The sequence below is a fragment of the Georgenia sp. EYE_87 genome, from assembly GCF_023148685.1.
GTDB lineage: Bacteria > Actinomycetota > Actinomycetes > Actinomycetales > Actinomycetaceae > Georgenia.
Window position 1 is genome coordinate 38,023 of the sequence record NZ_JAHXNL010000014.1, and the last position, 20,508, is coordinate 58,530.

A 20,508-nucleotide genomic window follows, 5' to 3' on the forward strand; every position below is an offset into this window, starting at 1 on the left:
CGTGGCTCACCCTCCGACAGGGCATGCTGTGCTCGCCGAATCGTGCTCCGGGGCCGGTGGCCCGTCCGACGAAGGAAGAGAAGGAACCATGAGGGTCGACCTCCTCACCCGCGAGTACCCGCCCCACGTCTACGGCGGGGCCGGGGTCCATGTGACCGAGCTGGCGCGGGTGCTGCGCCGAAGCGTCGACGTCCGCGTCCACGCCTTCGACGGCCCGCGGCTGGCGGGGGACTCCGAGAACGACGTCGAGGTGCCGGTCACCGGCTACGACGACCTCCCGGAGCTCCAGCACGCCAACGCCGCGCTGCGCACGTTCGGCACGGACCTGACGATCGCCGCGAACCTCATCGGCACCGACCTGGTGCACTCGCACACCTGGTACGCCAACCTCGCCGGGACCCTGGGCGCGCTGCTCAACGACGTCCCCCACGTGCTGACGGCGCACTCGCTCGAGCCGCTGCGCCCGTGGAAGGCCGAGCAGCTCGGCGGCGGCTACGCGCTGTCGAGCTGGGCGGAGCGCACCGCCTACGAGGGGGCCGACGCCGTCATCGCCGTCTCCGGCGGCATGCGCGCGGACATCCTGCGCGCCTACCCGCAGATCGACCCGGAGAAGGTCCACGTGGTCCACAACGGCATCGACCTGGACGGCTGGCGCCGGCCGTCCACCCCGGAGGAGCACGAGGCCGCCGCGGCCACCCTCGCGCGGCTGGGCATCGACGCGGCGCGCCCCACGGTCGTCTTCGTCGGACGCATCACGCGGCAGAAGGGCCTGCCGCACCTGCTGCGCGCCGTCGAGCAGCTGCCCGCCGAGGTCCAGCTCGTGCTGTGCGCGGGGGCGCCGGACACCCCGGAGATCGCCGCCGAGGTCACGGCCCTGGTGGAGAACCTCCAGGACCGCCGTCAGGGCGTCATCTGGATCGAGGAGATGCTCCCGCGGCCCGAGCTGATCGCCGTGCTGGCCGCCGGCACCGTCTTCGTCTGCCCGTCCGTGTACGAGCCGCTCGGCATCGTCAACCTCGAGGCCATGGCGGTCGGGCTGCCCGTGGTCGGCTCGGCCACGGGCGGGATCCCCGAGGTCATCGACGACGGCGTCACCGGCACCCTCGTCCCGATCGACCAGGCCGACGACGGCACCGGCACGCCGATCGACCCCGCGCGCTTCGAGCACGACCTCGCCGAGGCCCTCACCGCGCTGGTCACCGATCCCGAGGCCGCCGGCCGCATGGGTGCCGCGGCCCGCCGCCGCGTCGAGGACCACTTCGCGTGGGAGGCCATCGCCGACCGCACCATCGAGGTCTACGAGCAGGTGCTGCGCCGGTAGTGCGCCGACGCCTTCGTGAGGACTACGGCCAGCTCGCTCGGCGGGTCAGCTCACGCGGCGGGTCAGCTCACGCGACGGGTCAGCTGACGCGACGCGTGGCGCTCGCGGCGGCGAGCGCGTGCCGCGCCGACCGGGCCACGTGCGCGAGCGCGGCCGCCCTCGCGCCGGCCTGGCCCGCGGTGACCGCTGCGCCGTCGTCGCTCGTGGCGAGGTCGAGGATGGCCGTCAGCCGCGCCGCCCGCTCGAGCACGTCGAGGCGACGGGGGTCCAGGCGCGGGGGCAGCAGCTGGTCCGGCAGGGTCGCGAGGGAGAGGTCGAGCAGCTCGTCCGCAAGGTCGGGCCGGTCGCGGGCGACGTCCAGCGCCTCGAGCGCGTCGACCGCGTCGGACAGCGCGAGCTGGATCTCCCGGCGGGCCTGCGAGAGCGGTTCGACCCCGGCCAGCAGGAGGCTGGGGGCAGGCAGCAGGTCGCTCACGTCATGGTCGACGACCCAGGTGACGAGCTCACCCTGCTCCAGGACGCTGCCGTAGACCTCCCGCTCGGGCACGATGACGGCGCAGCGCTCCGCCGGGCTGCCGGGGCGGCGCAGCAGCAGCCCCTCGCCGGCGTCGAGCAGGTCCGCCGAGCGCACGGCCGGCGCTCCCATCGGGTCGCCCGGGCGCGGCAGGATCGCGGCGACCTCGCCGGCGGGCACGAGCGCGAGCAGCAGGTCGGCGAGCGTCGTCGTCCCGGTGAGGAGCGCACCGCGCTCGCGCACGTGGTGGACCTCGTCCTGCCCGGTCACGGCACGGGCGGCGCGGCGGGCGGTCTCCGGGCCGTCGACAACCGGCAGCCACAGCGCCAGGACCACGGACGCGGGCAGGGTGAGGATCGCCGGACCGGACATGGGGACAAGCCTAGTTCTGGGCGCGGCGTAGCCCGTACGACGGCCGTCCACGCCTCGGCGTGCGCGCACGGGCAGGGGTCTGAGGTGTTCTAGGGTCGGTGCCATGGGTGATGTGCTGGAGCTGAACGACGTCTCCGTCCGCCGCGGGAACAGGATGATCCTCGACGGCGTGGACTGGTCCGTGAACGAGGGCGAGCGCTGGGTGGTGCTCGGGCCGAACGGGGCGGGCAAGACGACCGTGATCCAGCTCGTCGCCGGGCGGCTGCACCCGACCACCGGCACCGTGACGATCATCGGCGAGGAGGTCGGCCGGACCGACCTCGCCGAGCTGCGGCCGCTCGTCGGTCTGGCCTCGGCGGCGCTGGACCAGCGGCTCCCGTCGGGGGAGCGGGCCATCGACGTCGTCGTCACCGCCTCCTACGGCATCACCGGGCGCTGGCGCGAGGAGTACGACGAGCTCGACCTCGACCGGGCCCAGACGCTCCTCGACGTCTTCGGGGTCGGTCACCTCGCCGAGCGCACCTACGGCACGCTCAGCTCGGGCGAGCGCAAGCGGGTCCAGATCGCCCGCGCCCTCATGCCCGACCCCGAGGTGCTGCTCCTCGACGAGCCGGCCGCGGGTCTCGACCTGGGCGGGCGCGAGGAGCTCCTCGCGGCGCTGTCGGAGCTCGCCGGGGACGGACGCTCCCCGGTCATGGTGCTGGTCACGCACCACGTCGAGGAGATCCCGTCTGGCTTCACGCACGCCCTGCTGCTGCGCGACGGCGTCGTCGAGGCGGCCGGGCCGATCGAGGACGTCCTGACCCCCCAGCACCTCTCGGCCGCGTTCGGCCTCGAGCTCGAGGTCGAGCGGCACCGGGACCGCTACAGCGCCCGGGCCGCCGGCACGGCACGCTGACCCGGCTGCCGTAGCGCCCGGCGGGCGGCCGCGTGCTGCAGCGCCCGGCCCGCGGCCGCGCGTGCCGTCAGCGCCCCGCGCGTTGGTGGGCCGCTGTGTCGGTGGGTCCCGATAGGATCTACCTCACACGACGACAACATCGACGCAGGTCAGCCGCGCGAGGACGCGCGTCAGCCTGGGGAACGAGGGGACATGGGCTGGCTCTGGTGGCTGGGCGCGGCACTGGTCCTCGGCGTCGTCGAGATGCTGACCGTGGACCTGATCTTCCTCATGTTCGCCGGCGGTGCGCTCGCGGCCATGCTCGTCGCCCTGCTCGGTGCGCCGTTCTGGGTGCAGATCCTCGTCTTCGCGATCGTCTCCGCAGCCCTGCTCTTCGTCGTGCGGCCGTGGGCCAAGAGGTTCCTCGACCGCTCGACGCCGGACACCGCCACAAACATCGCCGCGCACGTCGGACGTGAGGCGACCGTGCTCATCGACGTCACCGAGCACGCCGGCCGGGTCAAGCTCGCGGGCGAGGTCTGGACCGCCCGCGCCGCCCGGCACGGCAGCGTGCTGCCCACCGGCACCACCGTGCGCGTGGTGCGCATCGACGGCGCGACCGCCGTGGTCGACGCCACCGCCGACGACCAGCTGTACCAGTCCTGACCCACCCCAGCGCCACCCCAACCCGAGGAGCAGCATGGCCGAGAGCGTCGGCGGCATCGTCCTGATCATCGTCCTGATCCTGGTCGGCATCTTCGTCATCGTCGCGATCACGCGCGCGGTACGGATCGTCCCCCAGGCCGTCGCCCTGATCGTGGAGCGCCTGGGCAAGTACCAGACCACCATGTATGCCGGCCTGCACTTCCTCATCCCGTTCGTCGACAAGGTGCGTGCCGGCGTCGACCTGCGCGAACAGGTGGTCTCCTTCCCGCCGCAGCCGGTCATCACCTCCGACAACCTCGTGGTCAGCATCGACACCGTCATCTACTTCCAGGTGACCGACCCGAAGTCGGCGACGTACGAGATCGCCAACTACATCACCGGTATCGAGCAGCTGACCGTCACCACGCTCCGCAACGTCATCGGCTCGATGGACCTCGAGCAGACCCTGACCAGCCGCGACCAGATCAACGGTCAGCTGCGCGGGGTGCTTGACGAGGCGACCGGGCGCTGGGGCATCCGCGTGAACCGCGTCGAGCTCAAGGCGATCGACCCGCCCGCCTCGGTGCAGGGCTCCATGGAGCAGCAGATGCGTGCCGAGCGCGACCGCCGTGCGGCCATCCTCACCGCCGAGGGCGTGAAGCAGTCCCAGATCCTCACCGCCGAGGGCGAGAAGCAGGCCGCCATCCTGCGTGCGGAGGGCCAGGCTCAGTCCGCGATCCTCAAGGCGCAGGGCGAGTCCCGCGCGATCCTGCAGGTCTTCGACGCCATCCACCGCGGCAAGCCCGACAGCCGCCTCCTGGCCTACCAGTACCTGCAGATGCTCCCGGAGATCGCCAACGGCAGCTCCTCCAAGCTCTGGGTGATCCCCACGGAGTTCACCACCGCCCTCAACGGCATCTCGAAGGGGTTCGGCGGCCTCGGTGCCTCCGGCGACGGCGGGGGACCGGACCTCGACGCGGGCGAGCACCCCAAGGTCGACTTCGGCGACTACGGCCAGGGTCTGTCCAAGAACCTGCAGGAGACCACGCTGCAGGACCCCGACGAGGCGCTCGCCCAGGCCCGCGGGGAGGCGCAGCGGGCGACGTCGGAGGCGTCGTACGCGGGCGAGGGGTCCGGCATGCCGTTCTCCCGGTCCGCCGAGGCGGGGCAGCAGCCGGCCGAGGCGACGCCGACCCGCGCCCAGCGCCGGGCGGCCTCCGAGGCGCGCATCGAGGAGGCGCTGGAGGCCGGCGGTGACCGCGCCCGCCGGGAGGCGCAGCGCCAGGCCGAGGAGCTCAGCGAGCGCACCCGGACCAGCCCCGCGGGGCCCGGGCCCCAGGAGGGGCAGCAGGAGCCCACGGACACCTCCCGCTTCGCCCCGCCGCAGGACGACCAGGGCGGCGAGCCCGGGCAGCGCTGACGTCTATTCAGGTCCGGCGCCGGCGGGCTCGAGCGGCCCGCCGGCGCCGGTGTCCCAGCCCGTCTCCCCGGTCAGCAGGGCGGTGGTCTGCAGGACGAGAAAGTGCGAGCGCAGCAGCTGCGCGGCGACCTCACCCCCGCCCGGCGCCGGCGCGAGCTCGGCCGGGAAGACGTCCAGGCCGACGCCGCGGGCGCGGCGGTGATGCTCGAGCAGCTGAGCGGTCAGGGCGGCCGGGGAGGCGGCGCCGGTGCCCCGCTCGGCCTGCGCGACCAACCAGCCGCGCAGGTCCAGGAGCGCCGCCGGTACGACGGCGAGGCGGCTCCCCAGCGGTTGGGCGACACGCTCGCCGGGACCGCGAGCCCGTGGCCTGCCCCGCCGCCCGGCGGGTGCGGCGAAGTGCAGCGCCTGGACGGCGTCGCCGGCCGGCCGGTCGGTGTGGACCAGGCTGAGCGGCTCGCCGCTGAGTCCGGTGGCGTCCCGCCGCAGGCGGCAGACGAGCAGCGCACCCTCGGCGGTGCCGTCCCCCGCGATGTCCTCGACCCGGTCGACCAGGTGCGCCGTCTCGGCGGTGTACGCCACCGTCAGCGGCAACGTGACGCCGTCGCGGTCGACCGCCACCCAGGTCAGGGCCTGGGACGTCGGGTCGAAGAACGCGGTCCCGTACCGCGCGGGGCGCAGGACCGCCCAGTCGCGCAGCGGGTCGGGCAGGTCGAGGAGGCCGGCCGAGTCCCGGGCGAGGGCGCCCCACGAGTCGACGACGGGCAGCACGTCGGCGAGCTCTTCGCCGGAGAGCGGGTGGACCGCTGCCCGGGTGCGGTCGACGCCGGACAGGCGGCCCCCGGCGCTCAGCAGCGCGTCGGTGAGCACCACCCGGGCGCCGGTCGCGGCGGACGGGGAGGACAGCCCGCTCCACGGTCCGGCCGAGGCGTAGCGTGCGCGGGGGTCGAAACCGTGGAGCATCTCCGGGCGGGCGTCGGTGAGGGACACGAACCGTGACTGCTCGGGCCACCAGAACAGCGTGGTCAGTCCCCGGTAGCCGGACGCTGCACGCCAGGGCGCGGCGCCGAGCCCGAGGAGCTCCATCGTGCGGACCGCGTCGTACCGGTTCCGGGCCCGCCCGACCAGCCGGGCGGGGGCGCTGCCGGCGGTCGCGGCCGCCTCGAGGGCAGACACCAGCGCGTACGCGATCGACGCCTCGTCGAGGAGCCGGTGCTCGTCGGCCCGGGCGGATCGCTCGAGCAGCAGCTCGACGTGGTCGGCGAGACGCCGCAGCAGCAGCGCGAGCCGGTGGTACTCGGCCCCCTGCGCCCACACCGCCACCGTCTCGTAACGCTGATGCACGGAGGCCGAGAGGTGGGACAGGCCGAGCGCCACGGTGTCGGTGATGAGGCGGGAGGTGGTCGCGCGCAGGCGTGACCGTGTGAGGTCCAGGTCGTCCGCCGCCCGGGCGGGACGGCCGGGCTCGACGTCGGCAAGCTCGGCGCCGTGGGCCCGCTGGTAGGCCAGCACCGCCGCCACCTGGTACTTCTCGACGGCGGACAGCCGGGTGTCGGGCACCAGGCCGGGCGCTCCGCCGCCCATGTACCGGAAGATCAGGAAGGGGTGGGAGAACGTGATCGACACGTTCCGGCCGCTCTCGACGCGCACGCCGGCGCGCTCGAGATCGTCGACCAGCTGGCGGGCCCACCGGTAGCCGGGCCGGCCCGCGTGCCGGAGGAGCGCGTCGGGGTCGAGCCCCATGAGCTCCCGGTGCAGGGTGTCGTCCTCGGTGCCGGTGCCGGTGCCGGTGCCGGTGCCGGCGCCGGAGTCCCCGCCGTCGGCTCCCGATGCCAGCCACAGCCCGGCGGCGACGACGTGCTGGCACGTCGTCCCGCTCGGGCACGAGCAGCTGGCGTGGGTCGGACCACGCGCGTCGAGGGACACCTCGTGCGGGCCGACGCGCAGCCGCAGGACCTGCTCGTCGTCCGCGAGGACCGCGACCTCGACCCTCCCGAGGTCCTTGCGTGCGCGGCGGAGCAGGCCGCGGCTGGTGAGCGCCGCCCAGGCCTCGTCGTCGTACCGCTCGAGCTGGGCCACGACGGCGGCGCGCACGCTCACGAGGTCACCTCCACCAGCCACTCGGCGAGCCTGCCCGGCGTGAGCGCGGCGATGCTCATGCCGCAGTCGGCGAGACGCTGGGCGATCTCCCGGTCGTAGTGCGGGTGGGCCTCGCCGTCGAGCGCGGCCAGGCCGATGAGCGTCACCCGCGACTCCGCGAGCGTGCGCACGGCGCGGACGAGCTCGCCGGGCGGGGCGCCCTCGCAGAAGTCCGTGACGAGCACGAGGACGGTGCGCTGCGGGTTCTCGACGAGCTGGGAGCAGTAGCGCACCGCCTGGGCGATGTCGGTGCCGCCGCCGAGCTGGACGCGCATGAGCACCTCAACCGGGTCCTCGACCTGGTCGGTCAGGTCGACGACGGCGGTGTCGAAGACGACCAGCCGCACCCGGAACGCGGGCAGCCCGGAGAGGATCCCGGCCATGACGGCGCTGTGGATCACCGATCCCACCATGGAACCGCTCTGGTCGACGCACACGATGACGTCCCACGGGAGGCGCCGGGTGTTGCGCTCGAAGAACAGCACCTCCTGGAGCACCAGCTGACCGCGGGCGGCGTCGAAGTGCTTGAGGTTGCGCCGGACGGTGCCGGCCGCGTCGAGGTTGGCGGCGATCTGCACGGGGGAGTGGCGGTCGCGGCTGAGCCGACCCGACATGGCCCGGCGCACGTCCGTCCGGAGCCGGCGGGTCAGCTCCTCGACCACCTGCCGGATGATCCGGCGCGCGACGACCAGGGCCTGCTCGCCGAGGTGGCCCTTGAGCGCGAGCAGCGTCCGGAGCAGCTGCTCGCTCGGCTCGAGCCGCTCGAGAGTCTGCGGGTCGGTGACGAGCTCGGTGAGCCCGTAGCGCTCCAGCGCGTGGCCCTCGATCACCTCGGCCGTCTCGCGCGGGAACAGCTCCCGCACCTCGCCGAGCCAGGTGACGAGACCGGGCGTGGACCCCTCCAGGGAGCCGGGGGTGATCTCGGCCGGCCGGTCCTCCGGCCGCAGACCCCTGCCGCCGTACTCGCGCCCGTAGAGCTGGTCGAGCGCGGCGTCCAGGCGCGCCGACGTGCCTCCGCTGCAGCCGCCGAGAGAGCTCGACGCGTACCGGCCGAGGACGAGCCGCCACCGTTCCAGCACCTCGTCGTGCGCGCCGTCGTGCGTGGCGCCCCCCGCGCCGACGTCCCCCGTGCCGCCGCTCATGCCCTCGCTCCCCACGCGGCGAGGCCGTCCCGTGCGAGCAGGTCGGCGGTCGCCCGCGACACCTCGAGATGCCGGCGGACCGTGCCCTCGTCGACGTCCGAGCGCCGGAGCACCCCGAGGTCCGTCGCACCGTGCAGGGCGGCGACCGCCTGGGCGATCCGGTCGGTCTCCCGCGGCGTCATCCCGGCGAACGCGAGGCGCAGTTCGGGCAGGTGCGCCACGAAGGTCTCCCGCTCCCAGGCGGCCAGCCGCCCGTCGAGCGCGCCGAGGAGCGCGGGCTCCTGCCACGCCGCCTCCCGGGCCGTGCGGAGCAGCCCGCTGACGAAGCCGACGCCGTCGGCGGCCGACGCCGTGCCGGACAGGTGCCCGGCGATCGCCCGCGCCACCGACTCCGGGTTGAGCCGGCCGGCGGAGTACCGCAGACCGGTCGCACCGCCGCGCACCAGCGGCGCCTCGTGCACGGACGCGAGCCGGTCCACCAGCTGCCAGTAGAGGTCGGCGTCGAGGGCGCTGCCCGCCTCGCCGAGGAGGACCTCCCGCAGCTGGACGAGGGCGTCGACCGCGTCGGCCGGGTCGCACTCCTGCCCGGACAGCTCGCGGCCGAGGAACACGGTGCGCTCGTACGCGGTGCGGAGCAGGGCGGGCAGCGGCTCGAGCGTGCGTGCCTCGAGCGGTTCGCGCGCCTCACGCAGCAGGGCGAGCTGCGCCGTCGCCGCGGCCAGCGCATCGAACGCGACGTCGGTGGCCAGGGCCTCCCGGACAAGCTCCAGCGGCTCCCCGACGTGGCGGTGGAGCCCGAGCACGCAGGCCCGGACGAGCAGCGAGGTCGCGGCCGGGGCGCTGCGGGCACCCGCGGCGCGCTCGGCCTCCAGCTGCGCCTCGAAGCGGGTGGCAACGGCGGCCGGGAGCGTCTCGCCGAGGACGGACATCTCCGCCAGCGCGCCGTCGGTCGCCGGGCTCCACCGGTACTCCCAGCGCTCCTGGAGCCGGCCCAGGCCGTGGCCGTGGACGAAGTCGGGCCCCGCCGCGCGGACCGCGAAGGGCACGCCCAGCAGGGCCAGCCCGTGCAGCAGGCGGCTCGTCTCGCGGTGGGCCGGCCGCCGGTACAGGTCCAGGGCGGCGGTCCGGGGCTCACCGTCCATGTTCAGCTTCTGACGCCGCAGCCGCCCGAGGGTGTCGGCGACCAGCGGTGGTGTGCCCGCCCCGGGCGGGACCGTGCCCACCGCCGTGCCGGTGAGCACGTGCCGGGTGACGGCTGCCACCAGAGCGCCCTCGACGTCGGCGTCGCCCTTGACGAAGCAGCTGGTGACCGCGTCGACGAGGTCGCTGCGCAGCGGCGCGGCCCGGTCCCGCAGGTGCGCCAGCCGCAGCGCCTGCTCGAACGCGGCGGAGACGGCGGGCATCGGGACGGGGACCGTGCGGCGTCTCAGCTCCTCGGCGACGTCGAGGATCGCCGCGAGCGCCGCGTGCGCCCGGGGCTCCTCCGCGCCCTCGGTCATGAGCTGCCAGAGCTGCTGGTGCCAGGCGGGGGAGGTCATGCCGGACGCGTAGCCGTTCAGCCGCTCCAGCCGCTCGAAGGTGTAGCGCACGACGGCGGCCCCGCCGGTCACCCCGTCGGCCCGTACGGCTGGCCGGGCGGGCGGCTCGGCCAGCAGCGCGGGGAGCGCCACCGCGTGGAAGCCGCCGACGACGACGAGCACCGGACCGTCGCCCGGGCCCCGTCCCGTCAGGGCCTGGGCGATGTGCCAGACCATCTCCGCCTCGCGGGCGGTGGTGCCGTCCCGGTCGAGCTCGGCCGCGGGGTGGTCCTGCCGCGCCAGCTGGCACCACGCCGCGACGCGGGCGGTGTGCTCGGCGGCGGGCACCGCTGCGGCGTCGGCCTCGAGCAGATGCTCCCAGAGGTCCTCGTGGTCGCGGCAGCCCAGCTGCTCGGCCAGCGCCCGCAGGCGGGCACTGGTGCGGTAGTGGTGCTCGTCCAGCAGCGGCTCCTCGGCGTCCGGGCCGTACTCCCCGGCGCAGGCGAGGGACTGCTCGGCGAGGTCGAGGTCGATGAAACGGGCCGGGATGTCGCGCACCGCGGCCTCCCGCAGGGCGACGAGCTCGGGGGAGTAGTCGCAGAAGGGCAGCTGGGCGCTCCACCGCTCCGCGGTCACGCCCTTCCCGCGGACCGCCCACGTGTAGACCGACAGCGGCATCCGCGCCTCGGGGTGCGTGAGCAGGGGGATCAGCGGCGTGAGCGAGCGCGGCCCCTCCACCAGGACCACCGACGGGCGGTGCTCCTCGACCGCCCGGCGGACCTGCCACGCGCACGCCGGGCTGTGGTGCCGCACCGGCACGACCACCAGCTCGTCGCTGACGAGGGAGGCCGCGAGGTCACGGACGCCGGCGGTGCTGAGCATCGCCCGCGCTCACCGGTCCAGCTCGCGGCGCGCATCGAGCGCACGCCGCCACCGCCGGTCCCGCCTGGCCCGCTCCTTGACGACGACGTCGAAGTAGTGCCGCAGCTTCGTGCCGTCCTGCGGCTCGTCCTTGAGCACGGTGCCGATGAGCTGGCGCGCCACGTGCTCCCCGCCCACCTCGCCGTCGCCGAAGTAGTGGGCGTCGAGGCCGGCGGCGTAGCCGACCGCCACGGCCTCGGCGGAGGAGAGGACCGCGGTGGGTCGCTCGACCACCGTCCCCTCCGCGGTCACGCCGTCGCGCAGGTCGTGGAAGGCGGTGACGAGCAGGTCGACGACGTCCTCGCTCATCCGCGTGGTGACCTCCGCCTGCCGCAGCAGGGCGTCGGTCTGCTCTCGCACGAGCCGGGCCTCGAGCCGCCGGTCGGCGATGGGGCGGACGGTCTCGAAGTTGAACCGGCGCTTGAGCGCGCTCGACATCTCGTGGACCCCGCGGTCGCGGAGGTTGGCGGTGGCGACGACGTTGAAACCCGGCCGGGCGAAGACGGTCTCCGCATCGCCGTCGAGCTCGGGCACGTGGAGGACCTTGTCGGAGAGCAGCCCGATGAGCACGTCCTGGATCTCCGGCTGGACGCGCGTGACCTCCTCGAACCGGCACAGCGCGCCGCGCTCCATCGCCCGGTACATCGGGCCCCTGACGAGCGCACGCTCGCTGGGCCCCTCGGCGAGCAGGAGCGCGTAGTTCCAGGAGTACGCGATCTGGTCGCCGGTGGTGCCCGAGGAGCCCTGGACGGTGCAGGTGGAGTCCCCGGAGATCGCGGCGGCGAGCAGCTCGGAGAGCATCGACTTGGCGGTGCCCGGCTCACCGACGAGCAGGAGCCCCCGGTTGCTCATGAGGGTGACGACGCACCGGTCGACCAGGGCGTCGTCGCCGTAGAACTTGCGGCTGACCCCGAGGGCCGCCTCGCCGATCACGAACGCGCGCACCGCGCGGGGGGACAGGCGCCAGCCGGCCGGACGGGGGCCGGCGTCCGCCCGGGCGAGGGCGGCGAGCTCCGCCGCGTGGACCTGTTCGGCGGGGGCGCGGAGGACCGCGGACGGTGGCACGCTCACCGGCCCACCACCTTCTCCCAGGCGGGGTCGTACCCGGTGCCGTCGGCGGCGACGAGGCGCATGTCGCCGTAGGCCTCCGAGAGCAGGACGGCCGGGACGTCGCCGAGCAGGACACCCGCGCGCTCGCCGGGGCCCCCGCCGGAGCCGCCCCCGAGGCCCGCGCCGTCTCCCGGCTGCCTGACGAACCGCAGGGCCGTGAGCGCGACCCTGTTGTTCTCCTCCGGCAGGCCGTTGCCGGAGAACTCGAGGACGGTGGTCAGGCCCAGGGTGGGGAACCGCTTCTCGTAGGTGTAGAACCACCCGCCGTCCTCCGTCGGGCCACGGGTGTAACCGAGCTTGCCCGCCCGGCCGCGCAGGGCGAACGCCTCGAGCACGTGCCCGCGGAAGTCGGCGATCTCCGACCCGGCGGCTCCGTCGTCGGGCAGGAGGTAGGTGCCCTTCCCGAGCTGGACGAAGAGCGGGACCACCTCGTAGTCCGCCAGGTGCTCGACCCACCTCGCCGCGGTCCGCGGGTCGAGGTTGGTGTCGTGCGCCAGACTCACCCGGGCGCCGGGCGCGATGGTGACGGGCTCGTCGTCGACGTCGGTCAGCGAGCCGTCCTCGAGCGGACGGAAGACGACGGCGGGCCCCTCCGGGGTGGCCGCCGTCCAGACGAGCCTCCGCACCAGGTGCCGCATCACCGGGTGCCGTGCGAGGTAGCGGTCCCAGTCCTCGTACGGCCAGGCACGCTCCGTGCAGAGCGCCTCGTAGAGCCGCTGGGTCTGCAGCTGCACCACGGCCTTCAGCTCCTTGCGCGCCGCGGCCAGGGTCTTCCTGGCCTCCGCGGCGCGGTCCGGGTCGTCGGTGCGGCGCGGGGCTGGCAGCGAGGCGATCCTCGTGTCCTCCGGCGAGCGCACCTCGAGCGTCAGGTCCGGCCGCAGCACGGCGGAGAACGTCCGCTCGCCGTAGCTGAGCTCGAGGCGTCCGGACTCGTCCAGGCCGGCCGTGGGGACCGTCCGGTCGGCCAGCTCCTCCACGGTCCATCCCTTCCGCTCCGCCAGCGCCAGGGCCTGCCGGTTCGCCTCCTCCTGGATGCTCTTGGTGCGGAACCGGGAGCCCACCGAGAGCATGAGCTGGGTGGCGGACGGGTGCTCGATCCAGCCCAGCATGCCCACGAGCGCCTTGGACTGGGAGGCGCGCCGGCCGTACCAGTCCTTGAGGTACCGGGCCACGGGTGCGGCGGCGCGCTCGCGCGCACACGCGGCGACGACGGCGAGCAGCCCCTTGGACGCCGCGGCGGACCCGACCGGTTCGCGCAGGAACCGCGGCAGGTACGCGGCGGTGAGCTCCTCCACCGAGGCGCCGAGGAGGGGGTTGTTCTGGTAGCCCTGCGGGTACCGGGTCATGGACTGGTGCGTCCAGCCGGCCTCCTGGGCGGCCCGCCGGTGGGCCTCCTCGGCGTCGATCGGCCGGGTGTCCTCCGCCAGCCACGACTCGAGGACGAACTGCCCGAGCCGCTCCCGGTCCACCGGGTCGAACATGGCGCAGTACTTGCGCAGCATCGCGTTCGGCTCCGGGCTCCTCGCCCGCACGGCCTGGGCGAGCAGCCACTGCAGCGTCTCGGTGCCGACCGGCTCGCCGCTGTCGGACCAGCGCACCTCGGGCAGGCCGGACCAGGGGAACCACCCGAGCTCCTTGGGCAGGCCCTTGGCGACGGCGGCCCGCGCCTTCTTTCGCAGGTCGGCGCGGTCGACGTACCGCTCGACGGGACGGCCGAGCGCCTCCAGCGCGTCGAGCATCGCGCCCTTGGCCAGGTCGTGCTTCTCCTTGCCGACGGCGGTCTCCAGGGCCGGCACGGCGGCCTCGGCGCGCCGACGGCGCAGCCAGCCGGCCGCCTCGGCGCGCGTGTCGAACTTCCCGTCCTGCAGGGCGGCGACGACGCGGGCCTCGGTGCCCGGGAGCGCGTCGAGGGCCACCTGGGCCGGGCGCCGGTCCACCCGGTTCCCGGCGAGGGCGGTGTCGAGGAGTGCGTCGACGGCCCGGCGGGGGAGCGTCGGCAGGGTCGCCAGCGCAAGGTAGGGGGCGTCCGGGGCGACCGACCAGTCGCGGTCCGTGCTGGACAGCGTGCGCAGCACGACATCCAGGTGAACCAGGACGAACGGAGCCACGTGCTCGTCCGGCCAGCCCCGGCCCAGGCGGGGGGCCCAGGGGGCGGCGAAGCGCCGGTAGACGGAGCTGGCGCCGTCGAGGCCGAGCTCGTCCAGCATCGTGGCGACCTCGAGCAGCGTGGGCCGACCGGTGCGGGCGTGCTCGGCCTCGAGGAGGGTCGCCGCGGTGCGCGACAGGGCGCCGCCGTGCTCGACGAGGTGGCCGACGTGGTGCAGCAGCGCGACGATGCCGGCCGGCCCCAGCGGCAGGCGTCCGGCGCGACGCTCGAGCAGGTGCGCCACGACGTGCGGCGCGTCCTCCCTCGGGGTGGCGGGGTGCGTGCCGCGCCCGAGCTCGGACAGGACCCGCCTCAGCGAGCCGGGGTCGAGCGGGGGCGTGCGGTGGCGTCCGCCCGTGAAGCCCGGGTACTGGGCCCGCGACCTGGCCTCGGACTCCTCCGCCCTGCGGTTCGCGATCTCGATGTCCCGGTTGGCGTGCGCCCAGAGCTCCGCCAGCTCCGCCGTGAGCTCGGCCGTGACAGGGATCCGCCAGTCGACGGTCGGGCGGGGTGGGGCGACGGGGTCGCCGTGCCCAGGCCCGGCCGGGTCGGGCGCCCACTCCGCGGCGAGGGCCCGGACGCTCGCCGCCCGGTCCGTCGAGGCGCGCTCGAGTGCCCACGCCCGTGCGTCGTCGTCCGCCGCGCCCAGGGCGCGCAGGGCGTTCAGCCGGATCTCCGGCGTGCCGGACACCGCCAGCCCCTTCAGGGGCTCCACCAGCAGGGCACCGCAGCGGGCGGCGAGCGGCGCGACCGCCGCCCGGACCTGCTTGCTGCTGGAGGCCAGCAGACCGGCGAGCTCCGGCGCGAACAGGGTGAGAGCGTCGTCCGGCAACGGTGCCAGCATCTCGAGCGCCACGAGCTGGCCGCGGGCGCCCTGGCCGGCGACGAGAGGGCGGAGCACGTCGGCGTCACGCGTGACGGCGGCCGCGTAACCGCTCAGCTCCCGGATGCTCCTGCGGGGCCCCCCGTAGGAGCGCTCGGGCTTCCCCGAGTCGCGGAAGGCGGCGGCCATGAGGTCGTGCCGCTGCGCGCCGGCCGCCACCAGGGCGTCCTCGACGACGGCGATGTCCGCCGGGACGGTCGTGCGGCGTCGTCGGTGGCTCCCGAGGAAGTCGGCCAGGTGGACCACGAGGTTCTCGGCCCAGTGCGCGCCCGCCACCGGCTCGAGCCGCACCGACCACGACCCCGCGGACACCTCGAGCACGCGCGCCCACCGCACGACGATCTCTGGGGGCACGTCGCCGAGACCGGCGCAGAGCGCCTCCATCGCCTCCCGGTCGCCGTCGAAGCCGACGCTCCCGGCCCCGAGAGTGACGCGGCCCGTGTTCGTCCGCAGCACCGGGTGCTTCAGCACCTCCGCCGGGCTGCCGGTGAGGACGTAGTCGCGCAGCTCGCCGGGGAGGCCGGGGGAGGCGGTCGCGAACGGCGCGAGCACGCGTTCCAGGGCGGAGCGCCACTGGCGGGGCACCGCGGTCGCCGCGTCGTCGCGCCGCCCGGTCAGCATCTGCCACAGTGCCATGTCGCACCCCTTCCGGCGGTGCGCCCGCCGCGCCCGTCGAGGTGAAAGTAGCGGAGGAACGGACGGCGGATGACGGTTTCGCGGCTCGTGTGCGGCCGCCCGTCCGTCAGTGGGAGGGCCGGCCCGGAGAACTCCGTGGCTCGCCCGCACCGCGGCGCGTACGCTGGTGCGGCTGCGACGGCCCGCGGCAGAAGAGAAGTAGGTCCGATGCTGCTGAAAGTCCTCCGACGGTTCCTGCGCCCCTACCGGCGCGACGTCGTGGTCATCGTGGTGCTCCAGATCGTGCAGACCGTCGCGGCGCTGTCCCTGCCCACCCTCAACGCCGACATCATCAACGACGGCGTGGTCCGGGGGGACACCGCCTACATCCTCCGCGTCGGCGCGCTGATGCTCGGCATCAGCGCGGTCCAGGTGGTCTGCGCCGTCGCCGCCGTCCGCCTCGGCGCGAGGACGGCCATGGCCGCGGGCCGCGACATGCGGGCCGCGGTCTTCCATCGCGTGCAGCGGTTCTCGGCCGCCGAGATGGGCCGGTTCGGCGCCCCGAGCCTGATCACGCGCAGCACCAACGACGTCCAGCAGATCCAGATGGTCACGGTGCTGACCTTCACCATCATGGTGATGGCTCCGATCATGATGGTCGGCGGCGTGTTCATGGCCCTGCAGCAGGACGTCGGTCTCTCCGCGCTGCTCCTCGTCGTCGTCCCGGTGCTCGGGGCCGTCATGGGGCTGGCGATCTGGCGGATGGCCCCGCTGTTCAAGGTGATGCAGAAGCGGATCGACCGCATCAACCTGGTCCTGCGCGAGCAGATCTCCGGGGTGCGCGTCGTCCGGGCGTTCAACCGCCAGCCCACCGAACGCGCCCGCTTCGACGAGGCCAGCACGGAGCTGATGGCCACCGCGCTCGGCGTCGGCAAGATCATGGCCGTCGTCTTCCCGGCGGTGCAGCTGATCATCGGTGCGTCGTCGGCGGGGGTCATCTGGTTCGGTGCGGCCCGCATCGACGCCGGGGCGATGGAGGTCGGCTCGCTCGTCGCGTTCCTCAACTACCTCATGCAGATCCTCATGTCCGTGCTGATGGCGGTCATGATGTTCGTGATGGTGCCGCGCGCCGAGGTCAGCTCCGAGCGTGTCAAGGAGGTCCTCGACGTCGAGCCCGAGATCGTCGTCCCGGCCGCCCCGGTCACGCTCCCCGTGCCGCCCGACGGCGGTCGCGGCCTCGTCGTCGAGCTCGACGGCGCGAGCTTCGGCTACGCCGGGGCGGAGTCGCCGGTGCTCTGCGAGGTCGACCTGCGCCTGGAGCCGGGACGGACGACGGCGGTGATCGGCTCGACCGGGTCGGGCAAGACCTCCCTGGTGAACCTGATCCCGCGGCTGGTCGACGTCACGGCCGGCGCGGTCCGCGTGGCCGGGGTCGACGTGCGCGACCTGGACCCGGGCGCGCTGCGCGACCGGGTCTCCCTCGTGCCGCAGAAGGCGTACCTGTTCTCCGGGACGATCGCCTCCACCCTGCGGCACGGGCGGCCGTCGGCCACGGACGCGGAGCTGTGGCGGGCCCTGGAGGTCGCCCAGGCGCGCGACTTCGTCGAGGCGCTGCCCGACGGGCTCGACGCGCCCGTGGAGCAGGGCGGCGCCAACTTCTCCGGCGGGCAGCGCCAGCGGCTGGCGATCGCCCGCGCGCTGGTGCGCCGGGCGGACGTCTACCTCTTCGACGACTCCTTCTCCGCCCTGGACTTCGCGACCGACGCCCGCCTGCGCGCCGCCCTGCCGGCGGCGACCGGCGGGGCGACCGTGCTCGTCGTCGGTCAGCGCGTCGCCTCCATCCGCGACGCGGACCAGATCGTCGTGCTCGACGACGGACGCGTGGTCGGCGTCGGGACGCACCACGGGCTCATGGAGACCTCGCAGACGTACCGGGAGATCGTGCTGTCCCAGCTGAGCGCGGAGGAGGCGGCATGAGCGGGCACGGCCCCGGCCCCGGCCGCGGACCCGGCATGGGACCCGGCCGCGGGCCTGGCATGGGGCCCGGCATGGCACCCGTGCAGAAGTCGCTGCACTTCGGCGCCTCTCTGCGCAGACTGCTCGGCGAGCTGCGGCCCGAGCGGGCGTGGCTGGTCCTCACCGTCGTCCTCGGGGCCGGGTCGGTGTTCCTCCAGGTGCTCGGGCCCAAGCTGCTCGGCGACGCCACGAACATCGTCTTCGACGGCGTCGTCGGCAAGATGCTGCCGCCAGGGGTGAGCAAGGAGCAGGCGATCGCGGGCCTGCGGGCGGCCGGGCAGGACCAGGTGGCGGAGATGGTCTCCGGCATGAACGTCGTCCCCGGGCAGGGGATCGACTTCGACGCCCTCGGCCGCACCGTTCTCGTGGTGCTGGCCGTCTACGTGGCCGCCGCCGTGCTCGGCTGGGGACAGGGGCTGATCCTCGCCCACGTCGTGCAGCGCACGGGGTACCGGCTGCGCCGCGACGTCCAGGCGAAGATCGACCGGCTCTCCCTCTCCCACCTGGACTCCCAGGCCCGCGGGGACACGCTCTCCCGGGTCACGAACGACATCGACAACGTCACCCAGTCGCTGCAGCAGACGCTCTCGCAGCTGATCGTGTCGCTGCTGACGGTCCTCGGCGTGCTGGCCATGATGTTCTACCTGTCGTGGCAGCTGGCGCTCATCGCGCTGGTGACGGTGCCGGTCTCCGCGTGGCTGACGATGACGATCGCCAAGCGGGCCCAGCCGGAGTTCGTCGCCCAGTGGAAGTCCACCGGGGACCTCGGCGGCCTGGTCGAGGAGGCCTTCACCGGCCACGAGCTGGTCACGGCCTTCAACAGCCAGGACGCGTTCACCGACTCCTTCGCCGAGGAGAACGAGCGCCTGTACCGGGCGAGCTTCCGGGCCCAGTTCATCTCCGGGACGATCATGCCGTCGATGGCGTTCGTCTCGAACCTCAACTACGTGCTGGTCGCCGTGGTGGGCGGGCTGCGGGTGGCGTCCGGCGCGCTGACCCTGGGCGAGGTCCAGGCGTTCATCCAGTACTCGCGCCAGTTCAGCCAGCCCCTGGCCCAGCTCGCGTCGATGGCGAACCTGGTCCAGTCCGGCGTCGCCTCCGCGGAGCGGATCTTCGAGCTCATGGACGCCGAGGAGGAGGTGCCCGACCCGGAGCCCGGGGCCCGCCCCGCCGTCGTCCGCGGCCGGGTGGAGTTCCAGGACGTCAGCTTCCGCTACGAGCCGGACACCCCCCTGATCGAGCACCTCGACCTGGTGGTCGAGCCCGGCCAGACGGTCGCCGTCGTCGGTCCCACCGGCGCGGGCAAGACCACGCTCGTGAACCTGATCATGCGGTTCTACGAGATCGACTCGGGCCGGATCCTGCTCGACGGCGTCGACACCCGGACGATGACCCGCGCGGACCTGCGCGCGCAGATCGGCATGGTGCTCCAGGACACCTGGCTGTTCCAGGGCACCATCGCGGAGAACATCGCGTTCGGCCGGGACAGGGCGACCGACGAGCAGGTGGAGGTGGCGGGGCGCGCGACGAGCGTGGAACGGTTCGTCCACTCCCTGCCGGACGGGTACGCCACGGTGGTCGACGACGAGGGCGGCGGGGTCTCGACCGGCGAGAAGCAGCTCATCACCATCGCCCGGGCGTTCCTCTCCGACCCGCAGATCCTCATCCTCGACGAGGCCACCAGCTCGGTTGACACCCGGACCGAGGTGCTGGTCCAGCAGGCGATGAACACGCTGCGGCACGGCCGCACCAGCTTCGTCATCGCCCACCGGCTCTCCACCATCCGCGACGCAGACGTCATCCTCGTCATGGAGTCCGGCCGCATCGTGGAGAAGGGCACGCACGCCGGGCTGCTCGAGGCGGGCGGGGCCTACGCCCGGCTGTACGAGGCGCAGTTCGCGGCCCCGGCCGTGGAGGAACGCAGCGCCTGAGGGAACGCCGGGTTCTCAGCGCCTCACGTCGGGCCCGCGGTGGTCCCGCTCGCGCCCGGAAGGACCTTCGTCCGACGGGCCGGCCCGAAGCTGCGCCTAGCGTCACCTCCAACGAGGCCCGGACCGCCCGGGCTGCCGACACGAGGTGATCCTCATGGTCTTTCCGGTGCTCGAGGGCAGGGTCGCGGTGGTCACCGGCGCCGCGATGGGGATGGGCGAGGCGACCGCCCGCCTGTTCGCCCAGGCCGGTGCCAAGGTCGTGATCGCCGACATCAACGAGGAGGCCGGACGTGCGACGACGGACGCGCTGCGTGCGGACGGGCTGGAGGTCGCCTTCGTGCGCGCGGACGTCTCGTCGGCGTCCAGCGTCGAGGCGATGGTCGCGTTCGCCGTGCAGACGTACGGGCGGCTCGACTGCGCGGTGAACAACGCCGCCATGACGCCGGACACCCACCCGGTCGCCGAGCTCGACGAGAGCGAGTTCGACCGGCTCATCGCCGTGGACCTCAAGGGCGTCGCGCTGTGCCTGACGTACGAGATCCGCCAGATGCTCGCCCAGGGCGGCGGCGGCGCGATCGTGAACATCTCGTCCGTCTCGGGAGTGCGACCCCAGCCCAACAACCTGGCCTACGTCGCGGCGAAGCACGCCGTCATCGGCATGACCAAGGTGGCCTCCCTGGAGTACGCCCCGTCGGGCATCCGCGTCAACAGCGTGGGGCCGGGCGCCATCGACACCCCGATGCTGCGGGGAGCCTTGGAGACGATCGGGGCGACGGAGGAAGAGTTCGCGCCCCAGTTGAGCCTTCTCGGCCGCTTCGGCCAGCCGTCGGAGGTGGCGGAGGCGAGCATGTGGCTGTGCTCGGACCAGTCCTCCTACGTCACCGGTGCGCTGCTCATGGTCGACGCGGGCTACACCTCGCGCTGAGGTCGGTCGGCGGCACG

The 20,508-nt window shown here is 74.2% G+C and carries 13 protein-coding genes; 7 read left to right on the forward strand and 6 right to left on the reverse strand.

What is annotated here, in order from left to right; all coding sequences use genetic code 11:
- Positions 1-88: 88 nt before the first annotated feature.
- Positions 89-1,321 carry a glycogen synthase gene (gene glgA / locus KZX45_RS16685; protein ID WP_248258883.1) on the forward strand — a complete coding sequence of 411 codons (1,233 nt, stop codon included), beginning with the start codon at positions 89-91 and terminating at the stop codon, positions 1,319-1,321.
- A 79-nt stretch (positions 1,322-1,400) separates the two neighbouring features.
- Here glgA and KZX45_RS16690 read toward each other — a convergent pair whose 3' ends face one another.
- The gene (locus KZX45_RS16690; protein WP_248258884.1) at positions 1,401-2,207 is read right to left on the reverse strand and encodes a hypothetical protein; all 807 of its coding nucleotides are present in this window, start codon (positions 2,205-2,207) and stop codon (positions 1,401-1,403) included.
- A 103-nt stretch (positions 2,208-2,310) separates the two neighbouring features.
- Here KZX45_RS16690 and KZX45_RS16695 point away from each other — a divergent pair, with 103 nt between their 5' ends.
- The 3 genes from KZX45_RS16695 (at position 2,311) to KZX45_RS16705 (ending at position 5,149) form a co-directional block, all read left to right on the forward strand.
- Positions 2,311-3,105, forward strand: a complete 795-nt coding sequence (locus KZX45_RS16695; protein ID WP_248258885.1) for an ABC transporter ATP-binding protein — start codon at positions 2,311-2,313, stop codon at positions 3,103-3,105.
- Positions 3,106-3,297: 192 nt separating this feature from the next.
- Positions 3,298-3,750: an NfeD family protein gene (locus KZX45_RS16700; RefSeq protein WP_248258886.1), complete on the forward strand. Its 453-nt coding sequence runs from the start codon at positions 3,298-3,300 to the stop codon at positions 3,748-3,750.
- Positions 3,751-3,784: 34 nt separating this feature from the next.
- Positions 3,785-5,149, forward strand: a complete 1,365-nt coding sequence (locus KZX45_RS16705) for an SPFH domain-containing protein (protein WP_248258887.1) — start codon at positions 3,785-3,787, stop codon at positions 5,147-5,149.
- Between the two features lie 3 nt (positions 5,150-5,152).
- On the opposite strand, the gene KZX45_RS16710 is transcribed toward KZX45_RS16705, so the two are convergent.
- From KZX45_RS16710 to KZX45_RS16730, 5 genes are read right to left on the reverse strand one after another with little or no spacing between them, the layout of a single operon-like run.
- Positions 5,153-7,246 carry an SWIM zinc finger family protein gene (locus KZX45_RS16710; protein ID WP_248258888.1) on the reverse strand — a complete coding sequence of 698 codons (2,094 nt, stop codon included), beginning with the start codon at positions 7,244-7,246 and terminating at the stop codon, positions 5,153-5,155.
- Positions 7,243-8,427: a VWA domain-containing protein gene (locus KZX45_RS16715; RefSeq protein WP_248258889.1), complete on the reverse strand. Its 1,185-nt coding sequence runs from the start codon at positions 8,425-8,427 to the stop codon at positions 7,243-7,245. Before KZX45_RS16715 ends, KZX45_RS16710 begins: the two co-directional genes overlap by 4 nt.
- On the reverse strand, positions 8,424-10,826 hold the full coding sequence (locus tag KZX45_RS16720; protein ID WP_248258890.1) for a DUF5682 family protein: 2,403 nt from the start codon (positions 10,824-10,826) through the stop codon (positions 8,424-8,426). Before KZX45_RS16720 ends, KZX45_RS16715 begins: the two co-directional genes overlap by 4 nt.
- A 9-nt stretch (positions 10,827-10,835) precedes the next feature.
- On the reverse strand, positions 10,836-11,936 hold the full coding sequence (locus KZX45_RS16725; RefSeq protein ID WP_248258891.1) for an AAA family ATPase: 1,101 nt from the start codon (positions 11,934-11,936) through the stop codon (positions 10,836-10,838).
- Positions 11,933-15,640, reverse strand: coding sequence for a DUF4132 domain-containing protein (locus KZX45_RS16730; protein ID WP_248258892.1), 3,708 nt, complete (start codon positions 15,638-15,640; stop codon positions 11,933-11,935). Before KZX45_RS16730 ends, KZX45_RS16725 begins: the two co-directional genes overlap by 4 nt.
- Positions 15,641-15,847: 207 nt before the next feature.
- Between KZX45_RS16730 and KZX45_RS16735 the strand changes: the two genes are divergently transcribed.
- The 3 genes from KZX45_RS16735 to KZX45_RS16745 all read left to right on the forward strand — a co-directional run bounded on the left by KZX45_RS16735 (position 15,848) and on the right by KZX45_RS16745 (position 20,491).
- A complete protein-coding gene (locus tag KZX45_RS16735) occupies positions 15,848-17,596 on the forward strand; it encodes an ABC transporter ATP-binding protein (RefSeq protein WP_248258893.1) in 1,749 nt (582 codons plus the stop codon).
- On the forward strand, positions 17,593-19,566 hold the full coding sequence (locus KZX45_RS16740; RefSeq protein WP_374112606.1) for an ABC transporter ATP-binding protein: 1,974 nt from the start codon (positions 17,593-17,595) through the stop codon (positions 19,564-19,566). Before KZX45_RS16735 ends, KZX45_RS16740 begins: the two co-directional genes overlap by 4 nt.
- A 154-nt stretch (positions 19,567-19,720) precedes the next feature.
- Positions 19,721-20,491, forward strand: a complete 771-nt coding sequence (locus tag KZX45_RS16745; protein ID WP_248258894.1) for an SDR family NAD(P)-dependent oxidoreductase — start codon at positions 19,721-19,723, stop codon at positions 20,489-20,491.
- Positions 20,492-20,508 lie beyond the last annotated feature (17 nt).